The 14,007-nt window shown below is 47.1% G+C and carries 11 protein-coding genes, 1 tRNA gene and 1 pseudogene; 9 read left to right on the top strand and 4 right to left on the bottom strand.

Features of this window, described 5'->3' with window-relative positions; all coding sequences use genetic code 11:
* Window positions 1–29 precede the first annotated feature (29 nt).
* Window positions 30–701 carry a succinate dehydrogenase cytochrome b subunit gene (locus ASG33_RS00810; RefSeq protein WP_056279346.1) on the bottom strand — a complete coding sequence of 224 codons (672 nt, stop codon included), beginning with the start codon at window positions 699–701 and terminating at the stop codon, window positions 30–32.
* Window positions 702–3,728: 3,027 nt separating this feature from the next.
* Here ASG33_RS00810 and ASG33_RS25995 point away from each other — a divergent pair.
* From ASG33_RS25995 to ASG33_RS00780, 6 genes and pseudogenes are all read left to right on the top strand, one after another.
* Window positions 3,729–3,901 (top strand): annotated as a pseudogene (locus tag ASG33_RS25995) (gliding motility-associated C-terminal domain-containing protein); the annotation flags it as partial.
* A gap of 1 nt (window position 3,902) precedes the next feature.
* On the top strand, window positions 3,903–4,289 hold a 387-nt coding region (locus ASG33_RS25675; protein WP_157474642.1), incomplete at its 5' end, for a gliding motility-associated C-terminal domain-containing protein.
* A 109-nt stretch (window positions 4,290–4,398) separates the two neighbouring features.
* A complete protein-coding gene (gene fabD, locus ASG33_RS00795) occupies window positions 4,399–5,277 on the top strand; it encodes an ACP S-malonyltransferase (RefSeq protein ID WP_056279340.1) in 879 nt (292 codons plus the stop codon).
* Window positions 5,278–5,343: 66 nt separating this feature from the next.
* Window positions 5,344–5,414: transfer RNA gene (locus ASG33_RS00790), tRNA-Gln, on the top strand.
* 279 nt (window positions 5,415–5,693) lie between these two features.
* Window positions 5,694–6,299 carry a TetR/AcrR family transcriptional regulator gene (locus ASG33_RS00785; RefSeq protein ID WP_056279337.1) on the top strand — a complete coding sequence of 202 codons (606 nt, stop codon included), beginning with the start codon at window positions 5,694–5,696 and terminating at the stop codon, window positions 6,297–6,299.
* 114 nt (window positions 6,300–6,413) lie between these two features.
* Entirely contained in the window at window positions 6,414–7,913 is a 1,500-nt protein-coding gene (locus tag ASG33_RS00780) for a polysaccharide biosynthesis C-terminal domain-containing protein (protein ID WP_056279335.1), read from the top strand.
* A gap of 10 nt (window positions 7,914–7,923) precedes the next feature.
* On the opposite strand, the gene ASG33_RS00775 is transcribed toward ASG33_RS00780, so the two are convergent.
* Both ASG33_RS00775 and ASG33_RS00770 read right to left on the bottom strand, forming a co-directional pair.
* The gene (locus tag ASG33_RS00775; protein WP_056279333.1) at window positions 7,924–8,670 is read right to left on the bottom strand and encodes an ABC transporter ATP-binding protein; all 747 of its coding nucleotides are present in this window, start codon (window positions 8,668–8,670) and stop codon (window positions 7,924–7,926) included.
* Between the two features lie 29 nt (window positions 8,671–8,699).
* The gene (locus ASG33_RS00770; protein ID WP_056279331.1) at window positions 8,700–9,428 is read right to left on the bottom strand and encodes an ABC transporter permease; all 729 of its coding nucleotides are present in this window, start codon (window positions 9,426–9,428) and stop codon (window positions 8,700–8,702) included.
* Window positions 9,429–9,488: 60 nt separating this feature from the next.
* Here ASG33_RS00770 and ASG33_RS00765 point away from each other — a divergent pair, with 60 nt between their 5' ends.
* The 3 genes from ASG33_RS00765 to ASG33_RS00755 all read left to right on the top strand — a co-directional run bounded on the left by ASG33_RS00765 (window position 9,489) and on the right by ASG33_RS00755 (window position 11,942).
* Window positions 9,489–10,199, top strand: a complete 711-nt coding sequence (locus tag ASG33_RS00765; RefSeq protein WP_056279329.1) for an SDR family oxidoreductase — start codon at window positions 9,489–9,491, stop codon at window positions 10,197–10,199.
* Between the two features lie 73 nt (window positions 10,200–10,272).
* Complete coding sequence (locus tag ASG33_RS00760) at window positions 10,273–11,181, top strand: ROK family protein (RefSeq protein ID WP_056279327.1); 909 nt, start codon at window positions 10,273–10,275, stop codon at window positions 11,179–11,181.
* A 50-nt stretch (window positions 11,182–11,231) separates the two neighbouring features.
* Complete coding sequence (locus ASG33_RS00755; RefSeq protein WP_056279325.1) at window positions 11,232–11,942, top strand: glycosyltransferase family 2 protein; 711 nt, start codon at window positions 11,232–11,234, stop codon at window positions 11,940–11,942.
* A 53-nt stretch (window positions 11,943–11,995) separates the two neighbouring features.
* On the opposite strand, the gene ASG33_RS00750 is transcribed toward ASG33_RS00755, so the two are convergent.
* On the bottom strand, window positions 11,996–13,996 hold the full coding sequence (locus tag ASG33_RS00750) for a T9SS type A sorting domain-containing protein (protein WP_082489049.1): 2,001 nt from the start codon (window positions 13,994–13,996) through the stop codon (window positions 11,996–11,998).
* Window positions 13,997–14,007: the final 11 nt, after the last annotated feature.

The raw sequence follows: 14,007 nt of genomic DNA, 5'->3' as shown, positions 1-14,007 counted from the left end.
AAAGAATCACCGGTATTACCGGTACTCGTTTATTTGACCCAACCCAAATACATCGCGATCGGCATCAAGGCAAAAAGAAGAGGCACAACGATCGAAAAAGCTGTTCCTATAAATGAAATCAAACCATTGTACTTCACGTGGTTCGCTCCCAATGTCTGGAAAGCGCTTTTGAATCCGTGCAGCAAATGCCAGAACAATGAGATACAACCCAACACATAAATCAACACAACCCACTCATTCTGAAATATATCCAGCATCATCTGATACAAGTTCAGCTCCTCGCCTGTGGCAAACTGGTTGGAACGGTTGGGAATCCAGAAATGCGCCGTGTGGATAACAAGAAAGATCAGCAGCAACGTGCCCAGCAATCCCATACTTCTGGAATACCAGGTACTGTTTGCAGAAGCATTAGTGACTGCATACCCGATCGGACGTGCTTCTCTGTTGTTTTTCCATAAAATAAGGCCGTCGGCAATGTGGATCAGGAAACCTGCAACCAATCCGATTTCCAGTGTCCTGATGATCGGGTTAGTACCCATGAAATGACCCCAGTGAGTGAAAGTTTCTCCGCCATCATTATAGAAGATCATCGCATTGATGGTGGCATGAATGACCAGAAAGACAATTAAAAAAAGACCGGTAAGAGCCATCAGAAGCTTTTTCCCGATCGAGCTCGTTAACGTTTGTGAAAACCACGACATATGAAACACAAATGGTTTTAGTGCAAAAAAATGAGGTATATTTAGAACCATTCAAAGGTATATCACAAACGCTCGTCAGGCAAAAAAACCTGTCCATTTTTGCTGAATGGGGTATTATTTATAATCATTATTAAGAAATTTCTGATCCCGGCAAGCGAGTGCTAATCAGTGTGTTCGAAACAGCCTTAGAACACCGAAAAACCTACTTTTGTTTGATAATACCGTACACATTTTATAGCAAGAATTTCGTTGAGAGTTCAGGTCAGACTATTATCTATTCTTATATGTCACGTACTTTACGTTCCCTTCTATCATTAATCAGTTTTATCGTTCTGCTGTTTTCTGTTTCCGAGGTAAAAGCCACCCACTTCCGGGCGGGGGAAATAACAGCGAAAAGGTTATCAGGACTGACTTACGAAATTAAGCTGTCTGCCTATTTCGACGTTTCGCCTCCTGGCAAGACTGCCGCTGACGCAGCTATCAATGTTGATTTCTTCTTCGGAACTGATGGTCCGCGCCGCGTTGACCGCATACCCAGCGCAATAAGGAACATCGGCAACAATACCACTTACAACGAGTACGTCACCACTTACACATTTCCGGCCGCCAGTACCTACGAGATTTCCGTAAGGATGGAAAACCGGAATGCAAATACAGTTAACCTCAACAACGGAGTGCAGACCGACAGGCTCAACTTCTTTGTCCACAGTACACTTGAAATCAACTCGCAATTCGGCCCGAACCAAACTCCCGTTTTACTGAACCCGCCGATTGATCTTGCGGCAGTAGGACAGCGTTACATTCACAATCCCAATGCATTTGATGCCGATGGCGATAGTCTTGCGTATAAACTCTTCGTTCCTCAGCAAAGTAATGGCGGTGGAGTTGGAATCAACATTCCGTACGCCGCCCCCAATGCAATCGGCGCGCCGGGCCGCACTGAGGCAGGTGCTTCACCCGCTAATTTCAGCATCAATGAACTCACAGGTGACCTTGTCTGGGATGCGCCTGCATTGAAGGGACAGTATAATGTCGCCTTTATCGTGGAAGAATGGAGGGATGGTATATTAATCGGCCAGATTGTTCGGGATATGCAGATTTTGGTCGAAGACGCCCGTAATGACCGCCCGTTAATGGACCCGCTGAATGACATCTGTGTGGAAGCAGGTACTTTCATCAACCAGCAGATCAGGGCCACTGACAAGAATGGTGACAGGCTTACACTTACTTCCACCGGAGGGGTGTACCAGAGTGCATTGGTACCGCCTGCCCTGGCTGCATTCACTGTCCCCCAGCAAGGTTCGCAGAACACCGTCGTGGGCCAGTTTACCTGGCAGACTTCCTGCAACCACATCCGGATGGAACCCTATGATGTGCTCTTCAAGGTAGAAGATGCCCCGGCAAGTGGTACCCCCAACCCGNTGTGTGGAAGCAGGTACTTTCATCAACCAGCAGATCAGGGCCACTGACAAGAATGGTGACAGGCTTACACTTACTTCCACCGGAGGGGTGTACCAGAGTGCATTGGTACCGCCCGCCCTGGCTGCATTCAATGTCCCCCAGCAAGGTTCGCAGAACACCGTCGTGGGACAGTTTACCTGGCAGACTTCCTGCAACCACATCCGGATGGAACCCTATGATGTGCTCTTCAAGGTAGAAGATGCCCCGGCAAGTGGTACCCCCAACCCGTCTTTGTTCCGCAAGCTCGTCGATATGACGACCCTGAACATCCGTGTCTACGGGCCTAAGCCCACCGGGCTGGTTGCCGTMGCGGCCACTGACCCGGCAGGTACTGCTTACAGGCTCAACTGGGCAGCCTATAAATGCCAGGTACAAGGCGCAAGGGTGGTTATTTACAGAAAAGAAGGGTGTACCGACATCCCTGAGGACGTTTGTATCACGGGTATACCCGCAGGATCAGGTTATGAGGAAGTAGCCCGCGTGCCGGTCACACAAACCACTTACCTGGACAATAACAATGGCGCAGGGCTCAGGCCGGGCGTTTCGTACAGCTACCGTTTGGTGGTCATTTTCCCAAGGCCGGGCACCAATGGTTCTGAGCCGGGAAGCCTGGTAGGCGGAGGGGAAAGTGTCGCTTCCGACGAGTTCTGTCTCAAACTGCCTTTGCTCATGCCGGTCATCACCAATGTAACTGTTGATTCTACCAGCGAGACAAGGGGAGTGATCACCGTTAAATGGACTAAACCAGCTGCTGCTGCCGGGCTGCCGGCACAGTACCGCCTCTACCGCGCCGTGGGACAGAGCGGGGCTNGCGGGCAGCTCGTCAAGTTTGATGAGACAAAAACAGCCAGCAGTGTACGCCTTGAACAGGGCGCGGCCGAGCCAGGCAAGATCCGCGTCAACTGGTCGGCACTTGTGCCCTGGGACAATACCAACCGCGTACACAGGATATACAGAGAAGACAAAACCAAGCCTGGTACTTTCAACCGCATTGCCGACTGGAAAGTGGATGGTACAGGATCGTTTACTTTTGTCGATGACGGCGTTGACAGGTATGCTGCCGACGGGACTGCCAGCATTACCATCAACAACGATTCTACGTACTGCTACAAAGTAGAAACGGTGGGCTCTTACAACAACAGCCAGATCAGGCCTGCTGTACTTTACAACTTCTCGCAAATACTGTGTGTATCTTCTTCGGATACCACCAAGCCTTGCCCGCCTGTGCTGGCACTTGAYCCRCTCAACTGTGATTCGTTACAAGCACACCCGGACGCATTCTGCGACTCGCCTACATTTACCAACCACCTCTCGTGGACCTAYCCGCAGCAGGCAGACGGTAAAGAATGCGACGCGGCAGTGACCGCTTACAGGGTCTACTATGCCCGCTATGAAGATGAGACACCTGCCCTGATCGCAACAGTGACTATCCCGCCTGCACCGCTGGCAACAGAGTACGACCATACCGGYCTTACTTCCTTTGCAGGCTGCTACTATGTGACGGCCGTCAACAGGTTTGGTGCGGAGAGTGCCCCCAGCAATACCGTGTGCAAGGACAACTGCCCGATGTATGTGCTGCCCAATGTGTTTACACCAAATGGGGACACGAAAAACGATGTGTTCCAGCCTTATGAATGCCCTGCTTTTGTGCAGTCCATGGAGTTTACTGTCTTCAACAGGTGGGGTGCCAAGGTGTTCTCTACCACCGATGTGGCACGCGCGTGCGGCCGTGAACCGACNCTTACTTCCTTTGCAGGCTGCTACTATGTGACGGCCGTCAACAGGTTTGGTGCGGAGAGTGCCCCCAGCAACACCGTGTGCAAGGACAACTGCCCGATGTATGTGTTGCCCAATGTGTTTACACCAAATGGGGACACGAAAAACGATGTGTTCCAGCCTTATGAATGCCCTGCTTTTGTGCAGTCCATGGAGTTTACTGTCTTCAACAGGTGGGGTGCCAAGGTATTCTCTACCACCGATGTGAACATCAACTGGAACGGAAAAACCAATGCAGGAAAAGACCTCGCAGCAGGGCAGTAYTACTACGAAGCAAGGGTCCGTTTTGAATCAGCTAAAAGAGAAAGCGAGCAAACTATCCTGAAAGGATGGGTACAGCTTATCAGGTAAGGCACGATTATATGTGTCTTTTTTCTTTCGAGATCAAGTATTTCCTTTGTAGCCCGCGCATGATGCGCGGGCTTTTTATTTAATGTGAGCAACCTAAAATTCAGAAACTATGAAGACGGCATATATTTTTCCCGGACAGGGATCGCAATTCAAGGGAATGGGATTTGACCTTTACCAATCCTCAGACTCTGCCAAAGCACTATTTGAAAAGGCGAACGAGGTACTTGGCTTCGAAATTACGAAGGTGATGTTTGAAGGTTCGGATGAAGACTTAAAACAAACTGCTGTAACCCAGCCTGCCATTTTTATTCATTCCGTGGTATTGGCAAAGATCAGCACCGACTTCAACCCGAATATGGTCGCTGGTCACTCGCTGGGGGAATTTTCAGCATTGGTTGCCGCTGGTGTATTGTCTTACGAAGAAGGCCTGCTGCTTGTTTCCAAACGTGCTTCGGCAATGCAGAAAGCCTGCGAAATCCGTCCATCGACAATGGCTGCCATTCTGGGATTGCCTGATCAGGTGATCGAAGAAGTTTGTGCAGGTATTACTGACGAGATTGTGGTTCCAGCCAATTATAACTGTCCCGGACAGGTCGTTATCTCAGGCTCTGTGGAAGGCGTTGAGAAAGCGTGCGAGCTGCTTAAAGCAGCAGGTGCCAAACGTGCTTTGATCCTGCCGGTAGGCGGCGCATTCCATTCTCCGTTGATGGAGCCGGCGCGTGAAGAGCTGGCTGAGGCAATTCATGCTGCCCAATTCGAGCCCCCTGTTTGCCCTATTTATCAAAATGTAAATGCGAGGCCGGCTACGGAGGTTACCGTGATCAAGGAGAACCTGATTTCTCAGCTTACAGCGCCTGTAAGATGGACGCAGTCTGTGGAGCAAATGGCAGCCGATGGGGCCGAAATGTTTATCGAATGCGGCCCGGGAAAAGTGTTGCAGGGACTGGTTAAGAAGATCTCTCCAACCGCATTGCTGCAAAGTATTTAATTTTTTTGCGCAAAAGCTTGACAACTTAATCTCGTCACATTACTTTTGCACCACTGTTTACGGTTTTGGCCGATGGTGTAATGGTAACACAGGACATTTTGGTTGTCTTATTCAGGGTTCGAGTCCTTGTCGGCCAACAGTAACTTAAAGAGCTCAGTTTTCTGAGCTCTTTTTTTGTTTCCCACAAATTCATACCCACTTCTTGGGATTTCTGCCAACCAGGCCCTCTCCTTTTTAAGAATGTGTACAAATTACAACATTCAAATCCCTTCATAACTGCTAAAAAGGCACAATAGACGCTGTTTTTGGATGTTTTATATACCAATCCTTCGATTTGGTTACTTACCATATTTGGATACTATAAAATTTCCAGATGAAATATTACATTTATATGTTTTAACCTAAACAGCACCCATATGAAAATTGACAAAATCAAAAAGCGTGACCGAGAGCGGACCAAGAGTAAGATACTCAAGGCAGTAGGAGATGTAATTGAGCAGCATGGAACCGAAAAAGTGGGGGTTAACCTCATTGCCCGCACAGCCGGTGTCAACAAAGTTCTTATTTACCGGTATTTCGAAAGCGTAGACGGGCTCATGGAGCAGTACGTAAAATCCGGTGAGTACACTTCCACCAGCAGTACCGATTACATCGACAACATCCCAGAACTGGGCCCGGAGGAGCGCGCTGAGGCATTGAATAACCTTATGCAGACATTCATGAAGGACCTTCGTGAAAGAAAAGCGACACGCGACCTTTTAAGGTGGGAAATTGGCACGGGCAAATCCATGCTTTCTGACGCCAGAAATCAAACGGCTCACAAAATCCTGGGCAAGATAGGCGAGCTTCCCAATTTTAATGATACCAGTGCGCTGGTCTCCTTCCTCTCTGCCGGAATCTACTTTATGACCCTTTCCACCGACTATCGCCAAAAAATGATCGACGTGGACCTGCATTCAGACGACGGCTGGAAACGCATTGAACGAATTATTGAACGTATCATTACAGATATCAGAAACTAGCCCGCAACGCTGCTATCGCAATTTTAAACAACCATAACCTATATTTGCCCGTTCATATATGATAATACTGATACTTTCTGAATAGGCCTTGCCAGTGTTGACGGGCTATATAATATGAGTGTTTTAAAGAAGCTAGCGGGGGAAACCGCCATGTACGGGATCAGCACTATGCTGGGCCGTTTTCTGAACTACCTGCTGGTTCCCCTTCATACCGGGCTGTTTAAACCCGAGCAGATCGCCGCACAAGGTCAATTGTACGCCTACGCAGGGTTGACAATGGTTATTTATACTTTTGGAATGGAAACAGCCTTCTTCCGCTTTGCGAGACAGGAGGCAGATCGAAAAACCTACTATAATCTCATTTTAAGTGCAGTAATGCTGGTCAGCCTGTTTTTTTCCGGGCTGATCTTCATTTTTGCACCCCAGCTTGCCGAGGCAATCCGCTATCCTGAAAGCGCCAATATTGTCAGGATGTTTGCGGCCATTATGGCGACTGACGCGATTATTGCTATTCCATTTGCCAGGCTGAGGCTGGAAGGAAAAGGTAAAAAGTTCGTGACAGTGCGCCTTGCGAACATCGTTATTACCATTCTGCTGAACCTCTTTTTCCTGATCGTTTGCAGGGATATTTATCAGGGTAAATATCTGTCGATGCTGAAACCTGCGATAGACCTGTTCTACAATCCCGCTCATGCCCCGGATTACATTGTTTTTGCCAATCTGATCGCCAACCTCCTCTTCTTTGTCTCACTTCGCAAAGAGTTTGCCGGGTTCAGGTTTGTTTTTGACAAAACCCTCTTTCAACCTGTCTGGGTATATGCTTTTCCAATTCTGATTATGAATGCGGGTGGGGTGATCAATATGCTTTTTGACCGTACATTCATCCAGTTCTTACTTCCCGACGGCTTTTATCCGGGTCGCAGTACCAAAACAGCAATTGGTATCTATGTGCAATGCTATAAGCTTTCCATCTTCATGAACCTGGCTATCCAGGCATTCAAATATGCCGCAGAACCATTCTTTTTTACAAAAGGAGAAGACAAGAATGCCCCGCCGATATTCGCAAAAGTGACAAAATACTTTATCATTATCTGCGCGTTGATGTGGGTTGGTATCTCCTTGAATCTCGACTTGTTCGCTGAAATATTCCTGAAACAAAAGATTTACCATGAAGGCTTGCCGGTAGTACCCTGGCTGCTCGCGGGATATTTCTTCCTGGGGATTTACTATAATGTTGCAACCTGGTTTAAGCTGACAGATCAGACGCAATATGGAACCTGGTTCACATTGACCGGAGCCTGCATTACCATTCTCACGAGTTTCCTTTTGGTACCGCAAATCGGCTACCTTGGCTTCGCAATAGCTTTTGCATTGTCGGGATTGGTGATGCTTGTCCTGTGCTATTATTACGGACAGAAGTTTTATCCGGTACCTTACGATGTGAAATCCGCGGTAGGCTACCTGGCAGGCGGCGGGGTCTTGATCTTTCTTTCTTCCCTCGTAAAAATACCTGAGCTCTGGTTGTCCGCTACGCTGCACATTATCCTCTTCGGACTGTTTGCTGCCGTTGTGTTTATATTGGAAAGGAAAAATCTTCCTGCATTGAGGAAATAATAAAGGCTAGCTATGGCTGCATTTCACGCAGCAACTTATTGGAGAAAAGGAATTCTTTAAGCTCGGGGACGGGGGTTTTGGTTATATCTGAATTGACACCTTCCCACAACTTGTCTCCCTGGTACAAGAACATAATGTTCTGGCCAATCTCCATCACCGAATTCATATCGTGTGTGATAATAATCGTGGTGATCTGATATTCTTCGGTGATCTCTTTGATCAGCTCGTCAATCTTTACCGAAGTAAGCGGATCAAGGCCCGAATTCGGCTCATCACAAAAAAGATACATCGGGTTCATGACGATAGCCCGCGCAATTCCTACGCGCTTTTTCATTCCACCGCTGATTTCGGAAGGCATTCTTTTGGCAGCTGCTTCCAGGCCAACCCTTTGAAGACAGAATGCTACCCGCTCCTGTTTTTCCTGCGTGGACTGATCCGTCAGCATATCCAATGGAAAGCGCACATTTTCCTCAACCGTTTTAGAGTCAAAGAGCGCGCCGCCCTGAAAAAGCACTCCCATTTCGCGGCGAATCGACTGTTGTGTTTCCTTATCGCTGTTATAGAAGTCGCGGCCGTCGTAAATTACATTACCCTGATCCGGCTTTACGAGGCCGATCATGCATTTGAGTAAAACACTTTTTCCGGTCCCGCTCCCGCCGATAATCAGGTTGGTCTCCCCTTTCTTGAAAGTTGCGGAAATGCCTTTTAAAACCTGTTTTCCGTTGAAAGCTTTGGAAATATTATTGATCTCGATCATTGCTTGCTGAATTGATAGCCCAGGCTAAATTATAACAGGAGTTGTGCAAGTAAATAATCCGCAATTAATACGGAGATACAGCTACTCGTTACCGCGCCAGTGCTTGCTTTGCCCACTTCCAAAGCTCCACCTTGTGTAAAAAATCCTTTATATGAAGATATCGTTGCGATCAGAAAACCGAATACAAACGGTTTTACACACATAAAGAAGATATTATATGGAACAAAGGAATCCCTTATCCCCTCCAGATAATCTCTTTCTGAAATCACGCCGGTTAATGTTCCGGCAAGATACCCTCCGAAAATATTCAGGAATCCGGCGAATATAACAAGCATTGGAAACGTCAACATCGCAGCAATTACCTTCGGCAACACCAGATATGCCGCTGAATTGATCCCCATTACTTCCAATGCATCTACCTGTTCAGTGATCCGCATAGTACCCAGCTCACTGGCAATATTGGAGCCCACCTTTCCCGCCAGCACAATGCAGGTAATCGTCGGCGCAAGTTCAAGTATCGACATATCCCGCACGATTAATGCAACCGTAGAAACCGGAATAATCGGGCTAACCAGGTTGTAGGCGGTCTGAATGCAGGAAACCGCACCGATAAATGTGGAAACAATCGCAACAATGAAGACCGAACTCACCCCGATTCCCACGCATTCCTCCATCAGACGCCGCCAATAAACAGACAGCTTTTCACCTCTCGAGAATATTGTCCCTAGAAAAATAAAGTATTTCCCGATTACAGACATAATCTTAATAGTATTCAATATTTTCGGGAAAATTAGGCAAAAAAAGAAGCATTTAGAAAAATGAATCAATTAGCGGTAGTTACCGGTGGCACAAAGGGAATCGGCCGGGCGGTAATTGAGCGATTTCTGCAAGGCGGATTTGATGTGGTCACCTGCGCGAGGAATAATGACGATCTGCTGCAGCTTAAAAGTCAATGCAACCAAACTTACCCGGGAAGCGAAGTCTCCATCTTTCAGGCCGACTTGTCCGAACGTTCTCAGGTGAATGCATTCCTTGATTTTATTAAGTCTCAAAACCGTTTTCCAGAGGTACTTATTAACAATACCGGCGTATTTATTCCCGGACAGGTACACAATGAAGAAGAAGGTGTTTTAGAGAAAACGATTAACACCAACCTTTACAGCGCCTACCACCTCACACGAGGATTGCTGCCAGAAATGACAGCCGCGAGAAAAGGGCATATTTTTACACTTTGCTCCACCGCGAGCATTATCGCATATCCAAACGGAGGTTCTTACTGTATATCCAAATTTGCGCTTTACGGGATGACGAAAGTGCTCAGGGAAGAAATGAAGCCCCACAATGTGAAAGTAACCGCAGTGATTCCGGGAGCTACATTGACCGATAGCTGGAAAGGGACTGATTTACCGGAAGAACGGTTTATTGATCCAAAGGACGTTGCAGAGGCAATCTGGTCAACTTACTCGCTTTCCGGACGCACAGTTGTTGAAGAAATATTGATCCGCCCGCAGTTGGGAGACCTGGATTGATTAGTGTACAAAGCGCATTTTTAGTAAATTGCCGCATTTTTAAAATTATTTATTAAAACCTTTAGCTTTTTTCATGGAACAATACCTCGGTATAGACGTGGGCGGTACTAACGTAAAAATGGGAATCGTTGACGCTACGGATGGGAGAATTTCAAATTTTTATAGCCATGATACGGCCAGCTGGCGCAGCTCAGGACATTTCATTGAACGTTTGGGCGATGCAATCGCATTGCAGCTGGTCGAATATCCCGAGGTGAGACGAGTAGGTATCGGAGTTCCTGGACTGACTACCCGCGACCGGACTACATTAATTGAAATTACAGCAATTCCCGAAATAGATGGTATCGCGATCGTGCCTGACTTGAAAGCCCGCTTTCCAACACACGATTTTTACCTCGAAAATGACGCCAATGCAGCTGCATTGGGAGAGTACTATTTCGGAGAGGATAAATTGCCGGAAGATTACATTTTTGTGACGCTCGGAACCGGGATCGGCGGAGCAGCGATTATAGATAAGAAGGTTTTCAAAGGAGGCGGTGGTAATGCCATGGAGCCCGGACATATACCATCCAAAAACGGTAAGGTACTGGAAAGGAATATCGGCAAAAAAGAACTCCTCGACCTGGCTATTTCCATGCGTGCAGCCTATACAGGCACAACACAACTTCCTGCTGACGGTACTATCTCAACAACCGGCCTCGTAGCTGCAGCTTCGGGCGGTGACGAGCTTGCCAAGCAGGTATTCCAGGAAATGGGTTACTTGCTGGGAGAAGGACTGGTTTCAATGGTACGCATCCTGGATATTACTACAATTTTGATCGGCGGTGGCATTTCTGCTTCGTTTGAATTTATTTTGCCAGCAATTAACGAGCGCTTTCAATACTGGTTAACTCCTTATTATCTGAAAACAATCAGCATCAAGCGTGCTACATTGGCCAATGATGCAGGATTGCTTGGAGCGGCTTCGTTATGTTTTGATTGAGATACAGAGATTTACAACTTCATATTAGCCATACACGTTACTAGTCCCGGATGAAATTATCAGTCATAGTTCCTGCTTACAACGAAGAGAAGACCATTTGGAGAGTGCTGGAAAAGCTAAAATCCGTCGAGTTAATAAATGGTTTTCAGAAAGAAATTGTAATCATAAATGACTGTTCCTCAGATAATACCGAGGGAGTAGCACAAAGATTTATGGCTGAAAACCCCCTTTTGGAAGTAAGCTACTATCGTCACGAATACAATCAGGGAAAAGGAGCGGCGCTACATACCGGTTTCCGACGTGCTACCGGCGACTACATCATCGTGCAGGACGCAGATCTGGAGTATGATCCGCAGGAATTCAATATTCTGCTGAAACCTGTCGTCGAGGGTTACGCCGATGTAGTTTATGGCTCCCGCTTTATGGGCGGAAGGCCGCACAGGATCCTGTTTTTCTGGCACACGATCGGAAACAAATTCCTGACATTCCTGAGCAATATGTTCACTAACCTGAACCTGACGGATATGGAAACCTGCTACAAGCTTTTCAGGGCCGATTTGCTCAAGAACCTTTCACTTCACGAAAAACGCTTTGGCTTTGAGCCGGAAGTAACCGCAAAGATCTCCAAAATACCCAAGATCAGAATTTATGAAGTAGGTGTGTCTTATTACGGCCGTACCTACGAAGAAGGCAAAAAGATTAACTGGAAAGACGGTTTCCGCGCATTGTACTGCATTGTACGCTACGGATTAGGAAGCTGATTCTGACAATATATATAGTAACAAAAAAGGGTAGCGCTCGCTACCCTTTTTTGTTACTGCTTGATGATCTTACTGCTGATCATGGTCCCGTCGCCCTGATCTACTGTAAGAATGTAGAGGCCGGTCGGCATCGTTGAAATATCCATTTCATACCTGCTTTCAGATTTTAGCTGCGCATTGTGCACCAGCTGCCCGCGCGCATTGCTCAGCCGGATTTGTCCTTTCACCGGATTTTTGAACTCCACCTTTAAAGCCGCTGAAACAGGGTTAGGATAAATTTTCCAGAACATTTCGCGCGGTTCTGGTTTTACAGCCAGAAGCGGCAGCATTTTTACGGTCGTAGTTTTCACAAGCGACTGCGAGGTTTTGCTAAAAGCCTGAATGCGATAGCTGTAAGTTTCATCCGGAGAAACGTCTTTGTCCTCATAAGACAGCGTACTTCCATTGAATGTATCGATAGTTTTAAAGTCCGCATCATCGGGTCCTTTCTTTTCCAGCACATACTGGTCTGCGCCCGTGGATTGCCAGGAAACCAGCACACTGGCTAACTCGGATTCTTTGGCTTCAAAAACAGGGAATGTAATGATATTAGCAATAGCATACTCCTGGAAGGAAAATGCCCCCAAACCGCGTGCATTCGTCAGAAAAGGCCCATAATAGATCCTGATCTGCTCGCCTTTGTAAGCAGGAAGGTAGGTCAGCTTGCTCGCATTAGAGGCGCCCGCGAGCTTTAAGATAACCTTGTTGCCATTTGCAGAGCCTGATGCAATGCTTGCCGGCTTCGATTCGTCACCGTCAAAGTAAAAAACATCTTTCAACCCTTTAAGGAACTTCGTTCCACTGACATCGTCAATCAGCGTATCCTTTGGCCAGCGCAGGTTTTGTCCTTCTTCGAAAACCAGCGTTATTTCATCTTTTTGTTCAGATGAATAGTAAATCTTCTGCACATCCGGGCAATTTACATTACTGCTGTCAGCAGAACCGTACACTTTTGGTTTGAGGAAATTGTAAACCCTCCTCCCCAGTTCCTGATAGCCGGAAAGACTATAATGAATGCCGTCAAAACCAGGCAAGCCATTTACATTGAAATGATCCGTTTTGGGATAAATGTATTTGGTTTTCCGCTGAAACTCGCGGATCGTACCTGCTACGTAATACGGGTTAAAAAGTACAGGAATTTGAACGACCACAAACTTGTCAACCTGCGGGTAATCCTGCTGCCAGTATTTAAAAAGCTTGTCATATTCCTGCTCATAATTACGGATATCCTCCAAAGCTTCCTGCTCGCCCTGATACCAGAAGAAAGCACGAATGCGGCCAGCCCTGGCGGCTTTGATCCTCTGGTACAAAAAACCATATAAATTCGATGAGGCCGGATTTTCAGCATTGCGATCAGTGTGGTAGCGGATATACGAGCCGGGCAATGCACCGTTGATTACGCAGGTGGGAATGCTATCTTTCTCAAGAATGCGGCGCTGCATTTCCACGCCCCACGCGCCTGCGTAAGGCCACGACCACGAAGAAGGTATCCACATGGTATCGCCCAAAGTTTGTGCAGGGCTGTCATCGGGGGTTCTGCCCAGGGTGCGCGCGTATTTACTTGACCAATCTCCAAAATGGACCGCGGCCGCATTGGATTGTCCGCTGATTACGTAAAAATCGCCCGCAACGATTTCTGTTCGTTTTACAATCAGTACAGAATCATCTGTTTTACAAACATAAAATGCGAATTCATAATCCGCCATTTCAGCTTTGATCTTTGGTTTCAGCTCAAAATTGGCGAAACTCTGACCGGCATAATCCAACTTTTGCTGCTGCAAGCCAACCTGCTTTCCATTACGGAAAGTAACCACCGACATGTGGTCCCAGCCTGTTGCTTCGATTTTTCCTGCAAAGGGAACTTCGGCTACATTATTGTCATCGCGCGCGAACAGCTGCATATCCTTAGGCAGCTTGTTGAACACAACAGAGAAGAAACGCTGGCCGTATGTTTCCTGCGATATTCCTGCGAGTATGATCAGGAAAAAGGCACTTACCTTACTTGTAAAGCTCATTTCATTCAGCA

Source organism: Dyadobacter sp. Leaf189, assembly GCF_001424405.1.
In the GTDB taxonomy this organism is placed as follows: Bacteria; Bacteroidota; Bacteroidia; order Cytophagales; family Spirosomataceae; genus Dyadobacter.
Note: the sequence above shows the minus strand (reverse complement) of the source record. Positions and strands in the feature narration are given on the sequence as shown.

What these genes read in the sequence shown, in the direction of transcription:
- ASG33_RS00810 (WP_056279346.1), bottom strand. Translation starts at nt 701, where the DNA reads ATGTCGTGGTTTTCACAAACGTTAACGAGCTCGATCGGGAAAAAGCTT.
- fabD (WP_056279340.1), top strand. Translation starts at nt 4,399, where the DNA reads ATGAAGACGGCATATATTTTTCCCGGACAGGGATCGCAATTCAAGGGA.
- ASG33_RS00785 (WP_056279337.1), top strand. Translation starts at nt 5,694, where the DNA reads ATGAAAATTGACAAAATCAAAAAGCGTGACCGAGAGCGGACCAAGAGT.
- ASG33_RS00780 (WP_056279335.1), top strand. Translation starts at nt 6,414, where the DNA reads ATGAGTGTTTTAAAGAAGCTAGCGGGGGAAACCGCCATGTACGGGATC.
- ASG33_RS00775 (WP_056279333.1), bottom strand. Translation starts at nt 8,670, where the DNA reads ATGATCGAGATCAATAATATTTCCAAAGCTTTCAACGGAAAACAGGTT.
- ASG33_RS00770 (WP_056279331.1), bottom strand. Translation starts at nt 9,428, where the DNA reads ATGTCTGTAATCGGGAAATACTTTATTTTTCTAGGGACAATATTCTCG.
- ASG33_RS00765 (WP_056279329.1), top strand. Translation starts at nt 9,489, where the DNA reads ATGAATCAATTAGCGGTAGTTACCGGTGGCACAAAGGGAATCGGCCGG.
- ASG33_RS00760 (WP_056279327.1), top strand. Translation starts at nt 10,273, where the DNA reads ATGGAACAATACCTCGGTATAGACGTGGGCGGTACTAACGTAAAAATG.
- ASG33_RS00755 (WP_056279325.1), top strand. Translation starts at nt 11,232, where the DNA reads ATGAAATTATCAGTCATAGTTCCTGCTTACAACGAAGAGAAGACCATT.
- ASG33_RS00750 (WP_082489049.1), bottom strand. Translation starts at nt 13,996, where the DNA reads ATGAGCTTTACAAGTAAGGTAAGTGCCTTTTTCCTGATCATACTCGCA.